This window comes from Ketobacter sp. MCCC 1A13808 (assembly GCF_009746715.1).
Taxonomy (GTDB): Bacteria; Pseudomonadota; Gammaproteobacteria; order Pseudomonadales; family Ketobacteraceae; genus Ketobacter.
Window position 1 is genome coordinate 19,021 of sequence record NZ_VRKW01000021.1, and the last position, 14,055, is coordinate 33,075.

Annotated in this window: 11 protein-coding genes; 1 reads left to right on the forward strand and 10 read right to left on the reverse strand. The window is 49.5% G+C overall.

All coding sequences use genetic code 11. From position 1 onward, the window contains the following. Nucleotides 1-5: 5 nt before the first annotated feature. The 5 genes from FT643_RS21610 to FT643_RS21630 form a co-directional block, all read right to left on the reverse strand. Nucleotides 6-827, reverse strand: a complete 822-nt coding sequence (locus FT643_RS21610) for an energy transducer TonB (protein WP_156873502.1) — start codon at nt 825-827, stop codon at nt 6-8. A gap of 3 nt (nt 828-830) precedes the next feature. After that, a complete protein-coding gene (locus FT643_RS21615; RefSeq protein ID WP_156873503.1) occupies nt 831-1,238 on the reverse strand; it encodes an ExbD/TolR family protein in 408 nt (135 codons plus the stop codon). Between the two features lie 15 nt (nt 1,239-1,253). Next, the gene (locus FT643_RS21620; RefSeq protein ID WP_156873504.1) at nt 1,254-1,679 is read right to left on the reverse strand and encodes an ExbD/TolR family protein; all 426 of its coding nucleotides are present in this window, start codon (nt 1,677-1,679) and stop codon (nt 1,254-1,256) included. Between the two features lie 3 nt (nt 1,680-1,682). Continuing rightward, on the reverse strand, nt 1,683-2,345 hold the full coding sequence (locus FT643_RS21625; protein ID WP_156873505.1) for a MotA/TolQ/ExbB proton channel family protein: 663 nt from the start codon (nt 2,343-2,345) through the stop codon (nt 1,683-1,685). A 131-nt stretch (nt 2,346-2,476) separates the two neighbouring features. Continuing rightward, complete coding sequence (locus tag FT643_RS21630; protein WP_317622099.1) at nt 2,477-3,475, reverse strand: extracellular solute-binding protein; 999 nt, start codon at nt 3,473-3,475, stop codon at nt 2,477-2,479. 203 nt (nt 3,476-3,678) lie between these two features. Here FT643_RS21630 and FT643_RS21635 point away from each other — a divergent pair, with 203 nt between their 5' ends. Continuing rightward, nucleotides 3,679-5,436 (forward strand): ABC transporter transmembrane domain-containing protein, encoded by a 1,758-nt coding sequence (locus FT643_RS21635; RefSeq protein ID WP_156873507.1) that lies wholly within the window; start codon nt 3,679-3,681, stop codon nt 5,434-5,436. Nucleotides 5,437-5,490: 54 nt separating this feature from the next. Here FT643_RS21635 and FT643_RS21640 read toward each other — a convergent pair whose 3' ends face one another. The 5 genes from FT643_RS21640 to FT643_RS21660 all read right to left on the reverse strand — a co-directional run bounded on the left by FT643_RS21640 (nt 5,491) and on the right by FT643_RS21660 (nt 13,774). After that, nucleotides 5,491-7,569: a CocE/NonD family hydrolase gene (locus tag FT643_RS21640; RefSeq protein WP_198043785.1), complete on the reverse strand. Its 2,079-nt coding sequence runs from the start codon at nt 7,567-7,569 to the stop codon at nt 5,491-5,493. A 285-nt stretch (nt 7,570-7,854) separates the two neighbouring features. Further along, on the reverse strand, nt 7,855-11,028 hold the full coding sequence (locus FT643_RS21645; protein WP_156873508.1) for an efflux RND transporter permease subunit: 3,174 nt from the start codon (nt 11,026-11,028) through the stop codon (nt 7,855-7,857). Next, nucleotides 11,025-12,140, reverse strand: a complete 1,116-nt coding sequence (locus FT643_RS21650; RefSeq protein ID WP_156873509.1) for an efflux RND transporter periplasmic adaptor subunit — start codon at nt 12,138-12,140, stop codon at nt 11,025-11,027. Before FT643_RS21650 ends, FT643_RS21645 begins: the two co-directional genes overlap by 4 nt. 103 nt (nt 12,141-12,243) lie before the next feature. Then, entirely contained in the window at nt 12,244-12,702 is a 459-nt protein-coding gene (locus FT643_RS21655) for a GbsR/MarR family transcriptional regulator (protein ID WP_156873510.1), read from the reverse strand. Nucleotides 12,703-12,787: 85 nt separating this feature from the next. Continuing rightward, nucleotides 12,788-13,774: a CE1 family esterase gene (locus FT643_RS21660; protein WP_198043787.1), complete on the reverse strand. Its 987-nt coding sequence runs from the start codon at nt 13,772-13,774 to the stop codon at nt 12,788-12,790. Nucleotides 13,775-14,055 lie beyond the last annotated feature (281 nt).

Sequence of the window (14,055 nt, forward strand, 5' to 3'; positions counted from 1 at the left end):
AATGTTTACTTGGTTATGAGCGAATATTCGATAGGTATGGCAAGTGACAACGAGTCACGGCCCATGGAATCGGGAATCGGAGGTAAAGGATTGGCTTTTACCAACATATCCAGAGCTGCCTTATCCAATAATGGGTAACCTGAACTTGTTTTAATTTCAGACGCTGTTACTTCGCCTTTTTTATTTATGGAAAATTTTAAAACCACAACACCCTGCTGTTTTTCTTTTTTTACTTCCGCCGGATAATCTTTGTATTCGTTGAGTCTGGCCATTAAAACGTTAAAGTAACTTTTAGCGTCCCCTTTTTTGCCACCTGATCTCGAGGTATTTCTGGATCCGGTTCCTTTCACCATCGCTTTTGTCGTTTCTTTCTGGTCACTCTGCTCTGCCGTTTCCGGCTGCTCGGGCGCAGTCTCGGGCTCAGCTTCAACGGTTTCTTCCGGCTCTGTGTTTGGTTCCGGTTTTTCTTCCGGCAGCTCAGTAGGAACGACCACGTTTAACACTTCAGGCGTAGGCTCTGAAACTTTTGCAACCGCTATCGGCGCCACCACTTCTTTCTTTACCACCGGTTTGGGCACTGCCTTTTTTACCACTTTTTCTGGTTCAACCGGTTCCGGTTCTACTGGTTCGGGCTCAACTTTTTCAGCGACCTTTTCCACCTGCTCCTGATAGCCGCCAATTTGTCCCAGCCCCACTTCTAAACCGCTTTCTCCTATATCCTGCGCCTGACTAACACCCGACATGGGGGGATCGCCAAATACGGCAAGTGCAGCAGCATGCAGACCGAGGGACGCAGTAATCGCAATAACCCACTGATACCAGGACATACTCTAAACCCCACGCTTGCTATAAAGCGTGATGTGAGTAATTCCCTGCTCACGTAGCACATTGAAAAGCTCGTCGATATCCTGAGCGTGAATAGTATGATCTGCCTTCACTGCGACCGACTGGTGTTGAACATCGGGCAGTAGACTGAGTGACTCGGGTAACGAGTCAAGAGCGACGGATTCACCATTTAACGAAATTTTAAGATCGCTATCCATCTCCACAAGGACCTGCGGCCTGACCAGTGGTTTCTCACTTTTGGATTCGGGCGGTACAATATGCTGATTTTGACTTTGGCGTATTTGCCCGGCGATCATAAAGAATATCAACAACAAGAAAACGATATTGATCAACGGAATCAGTTGCTCATCCATGGAACGGGCTTTATGCCGGCGGCTCTTGAGTATGTCCATGTTAAGTCCCTCCGCTCACTGTTGGGATGAACCGGGTAGCGCCATAACACCGCCCAAAGTGACAGAGCTGACACCCAATTGTTTAAGCGCCTCCAGAGTGCTCACCATGCTTTGCACCGTGGCTTCCGGCTCAGACAGAATAACCAGCGATTGCTCTGCGGAGAAATTGGCAACGTGCTCGGGCTTCAAATCAAGATAATGGGGAACTGAAAAAGTTGACCCTTTCAAACGTAACGAACTATCCGAACCCAGAATAATAATCTGTGGCTGTTTCTTTTCTATGGATTCGACCGCAACCGGGGCATCAAAATCAACCGCATTCCAACGATTGAAGCTGGAGCTGAGCATGAAGAACATCAGCAGGATAAACACGACGTCGATTAATGCAGTAAGGCCGATGCTACGACGACGAGGTATAAAAACTAACGAGTCCGAATCCACGGCTCAGGCTGCCTTTGCGCGATGTGCAGGCTGCATCAACGGCGTTGCAGAAAGAATAAGGAAAGTCCGGTCGATATCGTTTTGTAATGTAGCGGCGCGTAGCTCTACCCGTCTTTCGAACCAGCTATGCACCATCGAAACCGGAATTGCCACCGCAAGACCGACCGCAGTCGTTAATAAAGCTTGCCAGATACCACCGGACAGAATAGACGGATTAACCTGGCTGCCGGCCGCTTCCAAAGCCTGAAAGGCTTCGATCATTCCCAGAACCGTGCCGAATAAACCCAATAAAGGGGCTGTAGTAGCAATAACTTCCAGCACCCTCAGAAAACCGGACAGCTTGTCGATTGCAGCGCGAGCCAAACGAATTGACTCGACTTTTACGACTGAAAGGTCGACAGATTGAGCATCGGCCAGCGTTAATGTCTGCGATAACAAAGCGGCACGATCGTCTTTATGCGCCTCCAACGACTTTAACGCCTTACTTCTGTCACCACTCTGGAGCGCTTGAATAAACTCCTCAATCTGCGCATCACCTGACCAGCGATTCACCATAAATTGGAATGATTTCAATAATATAACGGCAAGCGCGACAACCGACATCGCCCCCAATACGGAGACCACGAAACCACCCTGAGACAACAGTTCAACGCTACTACCCAACATAATTAACTACCAGCACTTTAGAAAATGTATAAATTGCAAACGATTACGCGTCTGCAATTTAAATCTAAATGCTAATAATTTTCAATCATTAATTTGAACTTTAAATGAACACAGGGGTCGATTTCTGCAATTTATTGGTATCCGGCACGATCCATTAGCTTGATTGCCTCACCTTGGCGTGCACCGGCGACGTCTACCTCAAGCTTGTCAGCTTTGAATTTACCCCAGGACTTAACAATCGGGTCGAGCTTGGTGGCATCGTTCACCGGAAACTCCATGTTGATACCTGCAAATACTTCCTGTGCTCGCCGTTTTGCCAACCATTCAAGAAAGGCCTGAGCGGCCTGAGGCCGTTTGGCGTGGGTTGTGATTCCCGCACCGGAAATATTGACATGAACACCGGTCGTTTTTTGGTTAGCCCAGAATAATTTTACTGGAATATCGGGGTTAGCGTATTGCGCGCGGCCATAATAATAGGTGTTTACGATGCCGACATCGCACTGCCCGGCCGCTATGGCATCAATTAAAGCAGAGTCATTGGCGAAGACGGGTGCGGCTAAATTGCTGACCCAGCCCTTGACGATCTGCTCTGTTTTCGGTTCTCCGTGACGCTCTATCATGGTCGCTATTAGAGATTGGTTATACACTTTCTTCGATGTTCGCAGGCACAAGCGCTTTTTCCACTTGGCATCCGCCAGGTCCTCATAAGTCGATAGATCTTCTGCTTTAACCCGTTCGCTGGAGTACACTATCGTCCTGGCACGAACAGACAAGCCGAACCATCTGTTTTCCGGATCCTGGTATTGATCAGGTACGATATGTTCCAATGGCCTGGACTTTATAGGTCGCAGCAACCCCATCTGAGCTGCTTGCCATAAATTACCGGCATCGACGGTGATAAGCATGTCAGCAGGCGTGCGTTCACCTTCTGCCTTGAGACGGGCCATCAACGGCCCTTCGCCGTCGGTCAGGTAGGTGATCTTGGTACCGGTTTCTTTGGTGTACAGGTCGAACAAGGGTTTTAACAGGCTTTCGCTACGGGCGGTGTAAACCACCACTTCTGCATCCGCTTGAACCTGACCACATGACAATAAGGTAACTACGACTAAGAGAGCTCTGAGCCGGGTAATTCTGAAAAAATGCATTCTAATCCCCTTTAATCTATATATTAACGCGCAGATGATAATACCCAGTATGAATTTGATGAAGGGGTTTTTTCTGATTTTGCTGGCAGCCTCATCCGAATCCAGGAACCATAACGAACAGATTTAATGATTGAATTGGCTGATACCGTTACCACCACAGAACGCTTAACTTTCAAAAGGACCAAAATTTGGAACGCACCCGATGGCAATTCGTCAAACTGGCTGGACAATTCCTCACGCCCTATAAACCACAACTGTTTTATGCACTGATTGCGCTTACCTGTACCGCCGCTATCACCCTTTCTATCGGACAGGGAGTCCGTCTGTTGATCGACCACGGTATTGCGACGGCCTCTGCCCGGTTACTTGAGCACTATGTGTTGGTCTTTCTGGGTATGGTGATCGCACTGGCCGTTGCGACTTTTACCCGCTACTACTGGGTATCCTGGTTAGGCGAACGGGTGGTAGCCGACATTAGAATCCGCGTCTTTAATCATTTGCTAGACCTTCACCCCGCCTTTTTCGAACACAATCGGGCACTGGAAATTCAGTCACGCCTGACCGCCGATACGATATTACTGCAAACCGTAATCGGTTCGTCATTCTCCATTGCACTGCGTAATATTATTATGATGATCGGCGGTATCGTGTGGTTGTTTATCACTAACCCGAAACTGACCGCCATTGTTATAATTGCGGTCCCGCTTGTAATCGCACCGATTCTGGTTTTCGGTCGCCGGGTGCGCAATCTTTCCCGCAAAACACAGGACAAAGTCGCCGGTGTGGGAGCCTACGTAGGCGAGATACTGAGCCAGATTAAAATCGTACAGGCTTACAACCACCAACCGCACGATCGCAACCGGTTCGGTGAATATGCAGAAGACGCATTTAACGTAGCCAAGCAACGAAATATTCAACGCGGGCTGCTGATTACTGTGGTAATCGTGCTGGTTCTTGGGGCGGTGGGTGTCATGCTTTGGGTGGGGGGCCTGGATGTCATCGAGGGTAGGATCACCGGCGGCGAATTGGCTGCGTTTGTTTTTTACAGCGTCATCGTCGGAAATGCCGTTTCCTCTATTTCGGAAATAATAGGAGAGCTGCAACGGGCAGCCGGCGCCACACAAAGAATCGTTGAACTACTCCATTCCGGCTCACTTATAGAATCCCCAACCCGTCCTGCAAAGTTAATCCGTCCGGTCAATGGTCGCATTGACATTGATTCACTCAAATTTACCTATCCGTCCCGAGTCCACTCCCCTGCACTGGATAAGCTGACTTTACATGTTCGTGCCGGGGAAACCCTGGCACTGGTGGGCCCCTCCGGTGCAGGAAAATCCACATTGTTTGATTTATTGCTTCGCTTTGCCGATTGTACCGAAGGCTCCATCAAACTTGATGGCGTGGACATTCGGACACTGGAACTGCACGAACTTCGCGGGTGTTTCGCCCTGGTTTCGCAAACCCCCAGCCTGTTTTATGGCAGCATCTCTGAAAATCTAAAATACGCCAAACCGGACGCCACCGATGCACAGATCGTGGACGCGGCGAAAGCGGCTCATGCGGACGAATTTATTGTGGCACTACCCGACGGATATGAAACGCGCTTGGGAGACGCTGGCATCGGTTTATCCGGCGGACAGAAGCAACGATTAGCAATCGCGAGAGCGATATTGGCAGATCGACCAATCCTGTTGCTGGATGAAGCCACCAGCGCGCTGGATGCGCAAAGTGAATTCTGGGTGCAGCAGGCACTTGAAAAGCTAATGATCGGCAGAACCACCCTGGTTATCGCCCATCGGCTGGCTACGGTCAAGAATGCGGACAGGATCGCGGTGCTGAATCACGGAACGCTGGAGGCATTGGGTACCCACCAGGAATTAATGCAGAAAAGCGCACTTTACCACCGCCTGGCTTCGCTTCAGTTCAAGTACACTGAAGACCAATGAGCGCTGAAGAACAATAAACGGGGAGCAGCTAAGCTGCCCCCTCGTACTGTTACATTAATTCAGCTCGCTAACGGGCACAGACAGCAGCACCACGCTGGACGGGTATTCTGCGCTGTTATGAATGGAAGTCACACCGTCCCGCGCCAGTTCCCGCCGGGGAAGATTCAATATACCCTGTGCCTGATTGCTCGGACTGATCGACACCCGCAACTTGTTACCCTTGCGAATCAGCGCGCTGGTAGGAAACACTTCAACGTGCATTTTTACCACTTCCCCTGGAACCAATAACTGCTCCGTCGATTGAGTAAAGTAGTGATAGGGTTGCACCATCTCTCCATACAGATATCTGGAACGGCTTTCGTCCAACGCCCGGGCCGATGCCAGCAGTAAACCATTGGATAACGGTATAACCCGCCCTTGCGGCGTAACTTCATCAATTCGCACAGAAACAACCGCATCTCTTGCTGTACTGGAAACAAACAGATCAGCCTGAATCGGCCCGTTGATATAGTAAGCTTCCGTCATTGCTTCCGTTTCATAATTTAACGCCTCTCGTTCAAGCTGCGCCGTATCCCGAAAGCATTTTGGCGACCTGGCTATACCCGCAGAACCCAAGGTCCACTGCACATAGCTGGGTGAACATCGGGTGCCATCGTTCAAGGTGAAATCCAGGTGTACAAACCCACCATCAGCACTTTTTCCATAATCATATCCGGCGAATTCCGGTTGCGTCATAACGCGGGTAGTTTCCTGGTCAAAAGGTGCCTGCTGGTTCAGGCTGCCATCACCGTGTAAGTACCAACGATCCGGTTCTGCAGCTGGGTGCGGCCAATCAGTGGTGCTGGCAAAACCCTGCCAGTTTCCGTTTTTATAGCCTTTGACGTATTGAGTCACCGCGGGTATGCGCTCTGTGCCCGAATCCATACCCTTCAAATGCTTATCGAACCATTGCAGCACTAAATTCAAAATGGGGTCAGTTTTCTCTGTCCCGGGCAATGCCTGCATGAAATGCCCTATGTGGTCACCGTTGAATATCATCAAGCGTGCATCCACCCGGTCTTTTAATGCTTCGTATATCAGTGGTTCGTCGCGTTGAAAAATGTCATCCAGCGCCCCCATGATAAAGGTCGGCGCCTGGATACGATCAATATTCTCAATGGGAGAACGAACCCGCCAGAACTCGCCATCGTAGGAAAACACCGGATCTCCATTAATCGCTTTTTCAATTACCGGCAGATAGTAGTGGTCAACCTGGTCAACATGCCGTTGCGTGGACCCCATAATGATATCCATCAATTCGGGGTGTAGTAACATCGTGATTAAATTCTGGGTAGAAGTTAAATGGGTGAGCGTCATCCAGGTGCTCATAAACACGCCGTTCAGGATGCCACCGGTGCCTACCGTGCCTCTTAAGGGGTCACCCATGGGGACGCTGGCAAAAATGGCTTTAATATCATCCGGGCGTTGCTGCGCTGTAAACAATGAAGTAATGGCCATATACGATGCTCCGGCCACGCCAATGTCTCCGTTTGCCCACGCCTGTTGCTGGATCCAGTCCACAACATCACCATAACCGGACTGCTCCTCTTCACCGAGCATCTCCCATCCGCCTTCTGAGGTGCCGCCACCAATTACGTCCACTGCCACCATTGCGTAGCCACGCCTCACCATAAAGGGATCGGGTGCCCCCAACAACACACCACCGGGCAAAGGCATTAGGGACATTAATCCGATGTTATACGCGCTTTGAATCAAAATCACCGGGAAAGGGCCTTCCGCTGGCGTACCATCTTCGTTAGCTGGCAACGTTACCCTTACGCCCATTCTATGTCCGCTGGTACTATCGATATACTGCAACGGCGCGGTCTTGATTCTGGGATAGTCTGGGATGCGAGTATAGGCACCGGTCGGAGCTTCCTCAGGTGCACTATCGGTGGCCCCAGCTTCGCCGGTCGAAGGCGATTCGGTAAAATCGATATCTTCAGTCTGGCTTTCTATAGTTCGGGTATTGACTGCACTTTCTTCCGCGACGGAACGGCTGCCGCCACAACCTGATATATTTATTAATACGCCAACGACAACTAACATTCCGATTCGTAACGCGCGGCGATTTGGGTTTAATAACTTAATCACAACAGATGCTCCCTTCTATTTATTTTTATTTTTATGGCAACCAACAATTAACCGACATTGTATCTGGTTTTCATCTTGCCTGAATTGGCCTTAAAACACACCTCTCTGACTGTTTATGCAAGGCATTGTAATGGTCAATAAAATAGTAATTTATCAGGATACAACATGGAAAACACCATCCCGAAGATGGAGATGGTGTTCCTAATAGGCTGCTCAGAACAGAGCGCCGACAATAAAGCTTTTAACGCTGGAGTGAATAAACCCCAGCCACGTATGGAAAAAATGCTACTCGACGGACGAGATTAGCGTGTCTTTGTTTCTACGCCGTGCCCGTGCTGCGCGCCAGTCTGACATATTTTCACCAATCATTAACAAACAGGGCGTTAAAAACAGCGTTAATATGGTGGCAAAAGTCAGGCCTCCGGCAATGGCACTGGCCAGTTGAGTCCACATCTGCGCAGAAGGCGCGCCGATGGACAAGTCTCTACCAATAATATCAATCGTCAACGCAAACACCATGGGTAACAGACCCAGAACGGTAGTAACTGAGGTCAGAAACACGGGTCGCATTCTTTGCGCCGCAGTTCTTAGGATGGCCTCCGTCCCGGACAACCCTTTCTTCTTTAAATCATTATAGGTGTCGATCAGTACGATATTATTGTTCACCACAATACCTGCCAGCGCGATGACGCCTATGCCGCCCATGACGATACCGAAGGCCTGACCGGTAGCAAGCAATCCCAACAGAACTCCGGCCGTTGAAAATACGATGGCACTGAGCACCAACAGCGATTGGTAAAAGCTGTTGAATTGCGTGACCAATATAATCCACATCAAAAAAAGCGCCGTTACAAACGCGTTAATCAAAAACATCATGGCTTCCTGGATATCCTCATCCTGCCCTTTGAAACGCACATTCACTCCATCAGGTAAGGTGAGGTTCTCTAGTGATTGCTTGATTTTATTTACCTGGTCATCGGGTAGTAATCCGGGCAACACGCCCGCCTTGATCTCCAAAATTCTATGGCCCTGATTACGATTGATTACCCCCGTTTTCTGAGCCGGTTCAAAAGTCACAAAGTTGCTGATAGGAACCGCGCCGTTTTCAGACGGAACCCTGAGCCGATTGAGTTGATCCAGATTGCGTTCGCTTTGTGAGAAACGAAGCCGAATCTCTAATTCTTCATCGGCATCATCCGGCCTGTATTCCGCCAGCATGATGCCATTGGTAATCATGGTAACCGCGTGCCCCAGCAGGGACACATCGGCACCATACTGTGCCGCTTTTTGTCTATCCACTTTCAAACGCCATTCGATACTCGGTAGCGGTCGCGAATCTTCGACATCCACAAAACCACCAATGTTATTCATGGTCTCCCGTAATTCAGCAACTGCCTGGCTCATTTTCTCAAGATCCAGCCCGGTGATTTCCATTTCTACCGGTTTGCCCGTTGCAGGACCGGATTCCTGCTCACGCACCTGAATTTTAATACCGGGTATACCGGCTGCCTTCTCTCTTAGCACCGGGATAATATCCGCCGCTCGAGGACGCTGCTGCCAACCCACCAATTCAAGCTGTATCACTCCGATTGCGTCATCCGGCATATTGGTTTGGGTCTGTGCCCCCTCGCCGATGGTGCGGGCGTAGACTGATTTCAGTTCTGGCACATCGAGCATGCGTTTCTCGACCTGTCGCACCAGTTGATCACGCTCGAAAACGGAAAGATCGCCCCTCGCCTGTACCTGGACTTGCAAAAAGTCAGGCTCTTCAGCCGGAAAGAATTCAATGCCACGACCAAACACAATATACGCACTATACCCTGCTACTAGACACAGCACTGCAACGCCCAGGCTTTTACCGGGGTGTCGTAAAAGAAATGTCAGCGTTCTTAAATATCGACCAACCCAGCCACCGATGCTGTCCAGATCACCGTCTTCGGCTGCTTTTATAGCAGCGTTGGTTTGACTGTCCATTCCCGCTTTCTTACCACCCCGGGATTGCAGCATACCGCCCAGTACCGGTATAAAAATAAGTGCCATGGCCAGTGAAGCAATCAAGGTGATAATCACGGTGATAGGCAGGTATTTCATAAACTCGCCGACCATCCCGGGCCAGAACAGCAAAGGAACAAACACGGCCAGAGTCGTTGCTGTAGAAGCAACAATAGGCCAGGACATGCGTTTAGATGCCTCGGCAAATGCGGATTTCGGGTCCACCCCTTCGGCAATTTTCCTGTCTGCCAATTCAATGGTGACAATGGCTCCGTCAACCAGCATGCCTACTACCAGAATCAAACTGAACAAAACCAATATGTTCAAAGTGATTCCCATAAATTTAAGAATCAACATACCAGCCAGGAATGAACCCGGAATAGCCAAGCCAACCAATATCGCCGGCCGCACCCCGAGCGCAGCCACAATCACAATCATTACCAAAATTATCGCGGTGATGACGTTGTTTTCCAAATCACCAAGCATACTGCTGATGCGCTCGGATTTATCCTGCAAATACGTCACCGTAACGGAGTCCGGCCAAAGAGCCTCGGATTGCTGCACTATCGCCCGCACGTTTTCGATGGTTTCAATAATGTTGGCTCCACTGCGCTTACTGACCTCCAACGCCAGTGCAGACTGTCCGTTAATACGCGCAAAACTGGTGGGATCCTTGAACGTGCGATGCAGGGTGGCAACATCCTGAAACGTGACAACAGTACTACCGTCGACTTTAATCGGCAGCGTGGCCAGATCCTCCAGGTTTTCCAGCACACCGGGCACCTTAAACACCATACGACCAGCACCGGTGTCCAATGCACCGGCCGCGACCAAACGATTATTTTGCTGAACAAAATTGAACAGCGAAGTAAACGATATATTATAGGCCTCGAGCGCAGACGGATCGGCGATGACTTCAAGAACCTCCTCTCGATCTCCACCGATTTTAACTTCCAGGACATCAGAAAGTGCCTCGACATCGTCTTTCAGTTTGCGTGCAATAGACACCAACTCACGTTCCGGTGTCGGACCAGACAGAACCACGGTGAGTACCGGAAACAACGATGTATTTACCTCATTGACCCGGGGTTCATCACTACCGGGCGGCAGTTCCGCGCGCGCGATATCGACCTTATCACGAACCTCCTGGAGCGCTTTATCCACGTCGAATCCCGCTTCAAGCTCAACGGTAACCGATGCATAGCCCTCTGCTGCCGTCGCGTGGAGTTCTCTTAGACCCTCAATAGCTTGCAGCTCTTTTTCCAGCGGGCGAACCAACAACCGCTCCGAATCTTCAGGAGAAATACCTTCATAGGTAACCGATACGTAAATAATGGGAATTGATACGTCGGGTTCCGATTCTTTGGGGATGGTAAGATAGGCGGTGGTACCCATCAGCAATAACATCACAAAGATGAGTACAACGGTTCTGCCACGGCCGAATGCCGCATCAATAAATTGGTTCATTGAGATGACCCGATATAACTGGCAACACCTGCAGCCCGGTGCGTTTCATCGCTGTTTTTTTCAGCGACGTCCACCTTGGCTCCGGCTTCAACAAAGCCTTGTCCGACCGTAATAATGCGAGCTGAATCCGGCAACCCCTCTACCCAAATGCCGTCTTTTGTGGCCTGGATAATCGAAACAGGATTAAAAATAACACTGCTGGTGTCATCCACGGTCTTGATGCCCATGCGCCCTTGCTCGTCCAGAGCCAGTATTGCCGGGGAAACAAAATGGCCGGACACTCGAGACGTTGGAATCTTCACTTCTGCGCTGATCCCCGCCGGAATTTCATAACCCGGATTATCGACGCTGATTTCTACTCTGAAAGTACGGGTTTGCTCGTTGGCTAAAGGCGAAATAAACTTGAGAGTGCCTGGGCGTTTCTGTCCAATTGCAAAATCAACCTCCGAAGTTACGCCCTTGGAAAGCTGTTTAATATTTTGCTGTGCTATCGGCACAACCACTTTCAGTGGGTTATTGTCAACAAAACGTGCTATCTCACCATTGGCGAGCAAATACGCGCCTTTCTCCACCGCGCGCCTATCCACAACCCCTGCGAACGGCGCCCTGACTTCGAGCTTGTTAATTTCGTTTTTAATTTCCGCAACATTCGCTTCCGCTTCTTTTAATGCAGCGAACGCATCCTCAATCGCGCTTTTTGACTGGAAGTTAACATTGCCTAATTTCTCCGTACGGGAATACGCTTGTCGCCGGCTTTCCAGCAGCGCTTCTTCCTTTGCCAGCTTACTTTTCCGGTCCTCCATATCGAAACGGACTAATAAGGTTCCCGCCTCCACATGCTGCCCGTCTTCCACTAACACATCCTGGACTCGGCCTGCAATATCGGAACGGATAATCACTTCTCGATTGGGTTCAACATGCCCCTGTACAGTGAGTTCCAATTGCACCGGCTGTGAATTTTGAGTTTGCGTTTGCACCAGCACTCGCTTCTCGGTTTTTTCTGCAGGAGTTTGCACCTGCTCAGTTGCATCCGGCTTTCCCAACAATCCGGTCGCCATCCAGATCACTAAAGCGGCAAACATGGCTATTGCGATCAAGTAAGGTTTTTTCATGTTGTACAACTCTCTTAAACAAATGAACTACGGCGGAATCACACGTTATGTTTGCTCTTGGAGTAACAAACTAAGGAAATCAATTACGTCTGAGGATGATCACCTAATCGGTTTTGAGCCGCTGACTAAGCGTAGTAGTAATTTTGAGATATTCGGTATAAAAGTGTTCCAGATCCTGCAGGCGAGTTTGGGATTGCTTCCAGTCTTGCGGTAAGTCCGTTATTGCCTCACGCACCACTGTAATGGATTTTTCCATTCGTTGAGATGCCCCATGCAACAATTTGACATAAGGATCGTTCGCCAACTGGAAATAATCGCAGCGGTCACCCATTTTGGCTATGCGTTCGATCACACCCAGGTTTTCAAGTAGGCGGGTGTTGGTACTGACGCTGCCCCGGCTGACTTCTAACCGCTCAGCAATCTCACTAAAGCTGAAGGGCCCTGTTTCAATCAATAGCAGCCCTAGTATTTGGCCTGAAATACGGGGCATGCCTTCGCTCTGGGTAATCATCCCCATCTGTTCTATAAAGTGGTCTACGGTATCTTTCGCTGATTTATTCATCGTTTCAGCGTAAGTTGTTTATATTGTTTAGTCAAGACTAAACAATATAAACAAAACCTAAACCACTTAACAAGAAGTGATTACTCTACTGAGATCCGCTATGGTCTGCCAGGGTTTGACGCCGCGTAACCGAGAATCGTTCAAACTCAGACCAAGCCTCGGAACAGATATCGAAGCCTTGCGCGTTACCATAAAGCAAATGCCCATGGTTCAGGGCGCATTGTGAAACCCGGGCCTGGTTATCGCAATCATAGTAAGTCTCGCAACTTGAGCGGCCATACTGACAATCGAGTGCCGCGCCGGGGCGATCGCAAATGTCTTCAACTCTGGGGTTAGTATCGCACTGATTGGTATCCGCCCAGGAACGAAGGCTACGGTCGGCCGTTAACGACACTCCCCAACTAAACGAATATGGGACAATAGGATCCCATTTACCGCGCATCTCCAACACACTAAAACCCGGTTTCAGTGTTGCCGTGCCACGCTGTTGCCTGCAAACAGAGGAGTCCCGATAAGGAAAACTTTGCGAAACGACCAACGCCGCAGAGAATACATCTGAGTGATTGCAGGCAAGAAATCCCGCCATCGCACCACCGTTTGACAACCCGGTGGCGTAGACCCTGCCTGTATCCAAATCCAGATGACTCCGCTTCTCATCTAACAAACACGACGCCAATTTAAGGGCAAATGCTTCATCCGAAAACCGGCGCGGTTCACAACATACTTCACCTGAGTTCCAGGAAGGAATCAGTCCGGCACCCTGCGGATAAACAACGGCAAATCCCTCCTGAGCCGCTTTCGAGTCCCAACAGGAAAGTTTTTGTTCCTGAACCCGCCCATTGGCAAAGCCATGAAAATCGAAAACAAGAGCCGAACCGCGTTGATGGTCAGCAGGCACATATAAGCCGTAACTTCTTAATCGACTATTCACAACCATGTAATTTACTGTAGTTTGGCCAGGTGAATACCGAACCACGCCGCACCAATCGAAAGCCTGCGCTGTACCGGCTACCAACTGACTCAAAATAAGGCACAGCAATACCCGCACAGAAACATCCATTTCTGTTTTCATTCCCAAGTCCATTATGTGATTTATATAGAATCAGTATAGGCAGTAAAGAAACCCTACTACCTCTAAAGCAAAAAATATTCTTAACGATAATGTGGATATATCCAATCCATCTCCACGAGCAAACACCCTCCTTAACCGCGCTCTCCCTGGAATTTTCCGATCCAGAATCAGCAATGCCATTTGTTTGAAACATTTTTAGTGTACATAACTCAAAATGGGCAGCTTAACGCCTGTCTGCCATACCATTAATCAGCCCGCCAAAAAACAAGTCCGGGTTTACT

Excerpts from the sequence above, each read along its gene's own strand:
- FT643_RS21610 (WP_156873502.1), bottom strand. The coding sequence starts at position 827 with ATGTCCTGGTATCAGTGGGTTATTGCGATTACTGCGTCCCTCGGTCTG.
- FT643_RS21615 (WP_156873503.1), bottom strand. The coding sequence starts at position 1,238 with ATGGACATACTCAAGAGCCGCCGGCATAAAGCCCGTTCCATGGATGAG.
- FT643_RS21625 (WP_156873505.1), bottom strand. The coding sequence starts at position 2,345 with ATGTTGGGTAGTAGCGTTGAACTGTTGTCTCAGGGTGGTTTCGTGGTC.
- FT643_RS21645 (WP_156873508.1), bottom strand. The coding sequence starts at position 11,028 with ATGAACCAATTTATTGATGCGGCATTCGGCCGTGGCAGAACCGTTGTA.
- FT643_RS21650 (WP_156873509.1), bottom strand. The coding sequence starts at position 12,140 with ATGAAAAAACCTTACTTGATCGCAATAGCCATGTTTGCCGCTTTAGTG.
- FT643_RS21655 (WP_156873510.1), bottom strand. The coding sequence starts at position 12,702 with ATGAATAAATCAGCGAAAGATACCGTAGACCACTTTATAGAACAGATG.
- FT643_RS21660 (WP_198043787.1), bottom strand. The coding sequence starts at position 13,774 with ATGAAAACAGAAATGGATGTTTCTGTGCGGGTATTGCTGTGCCTTATT.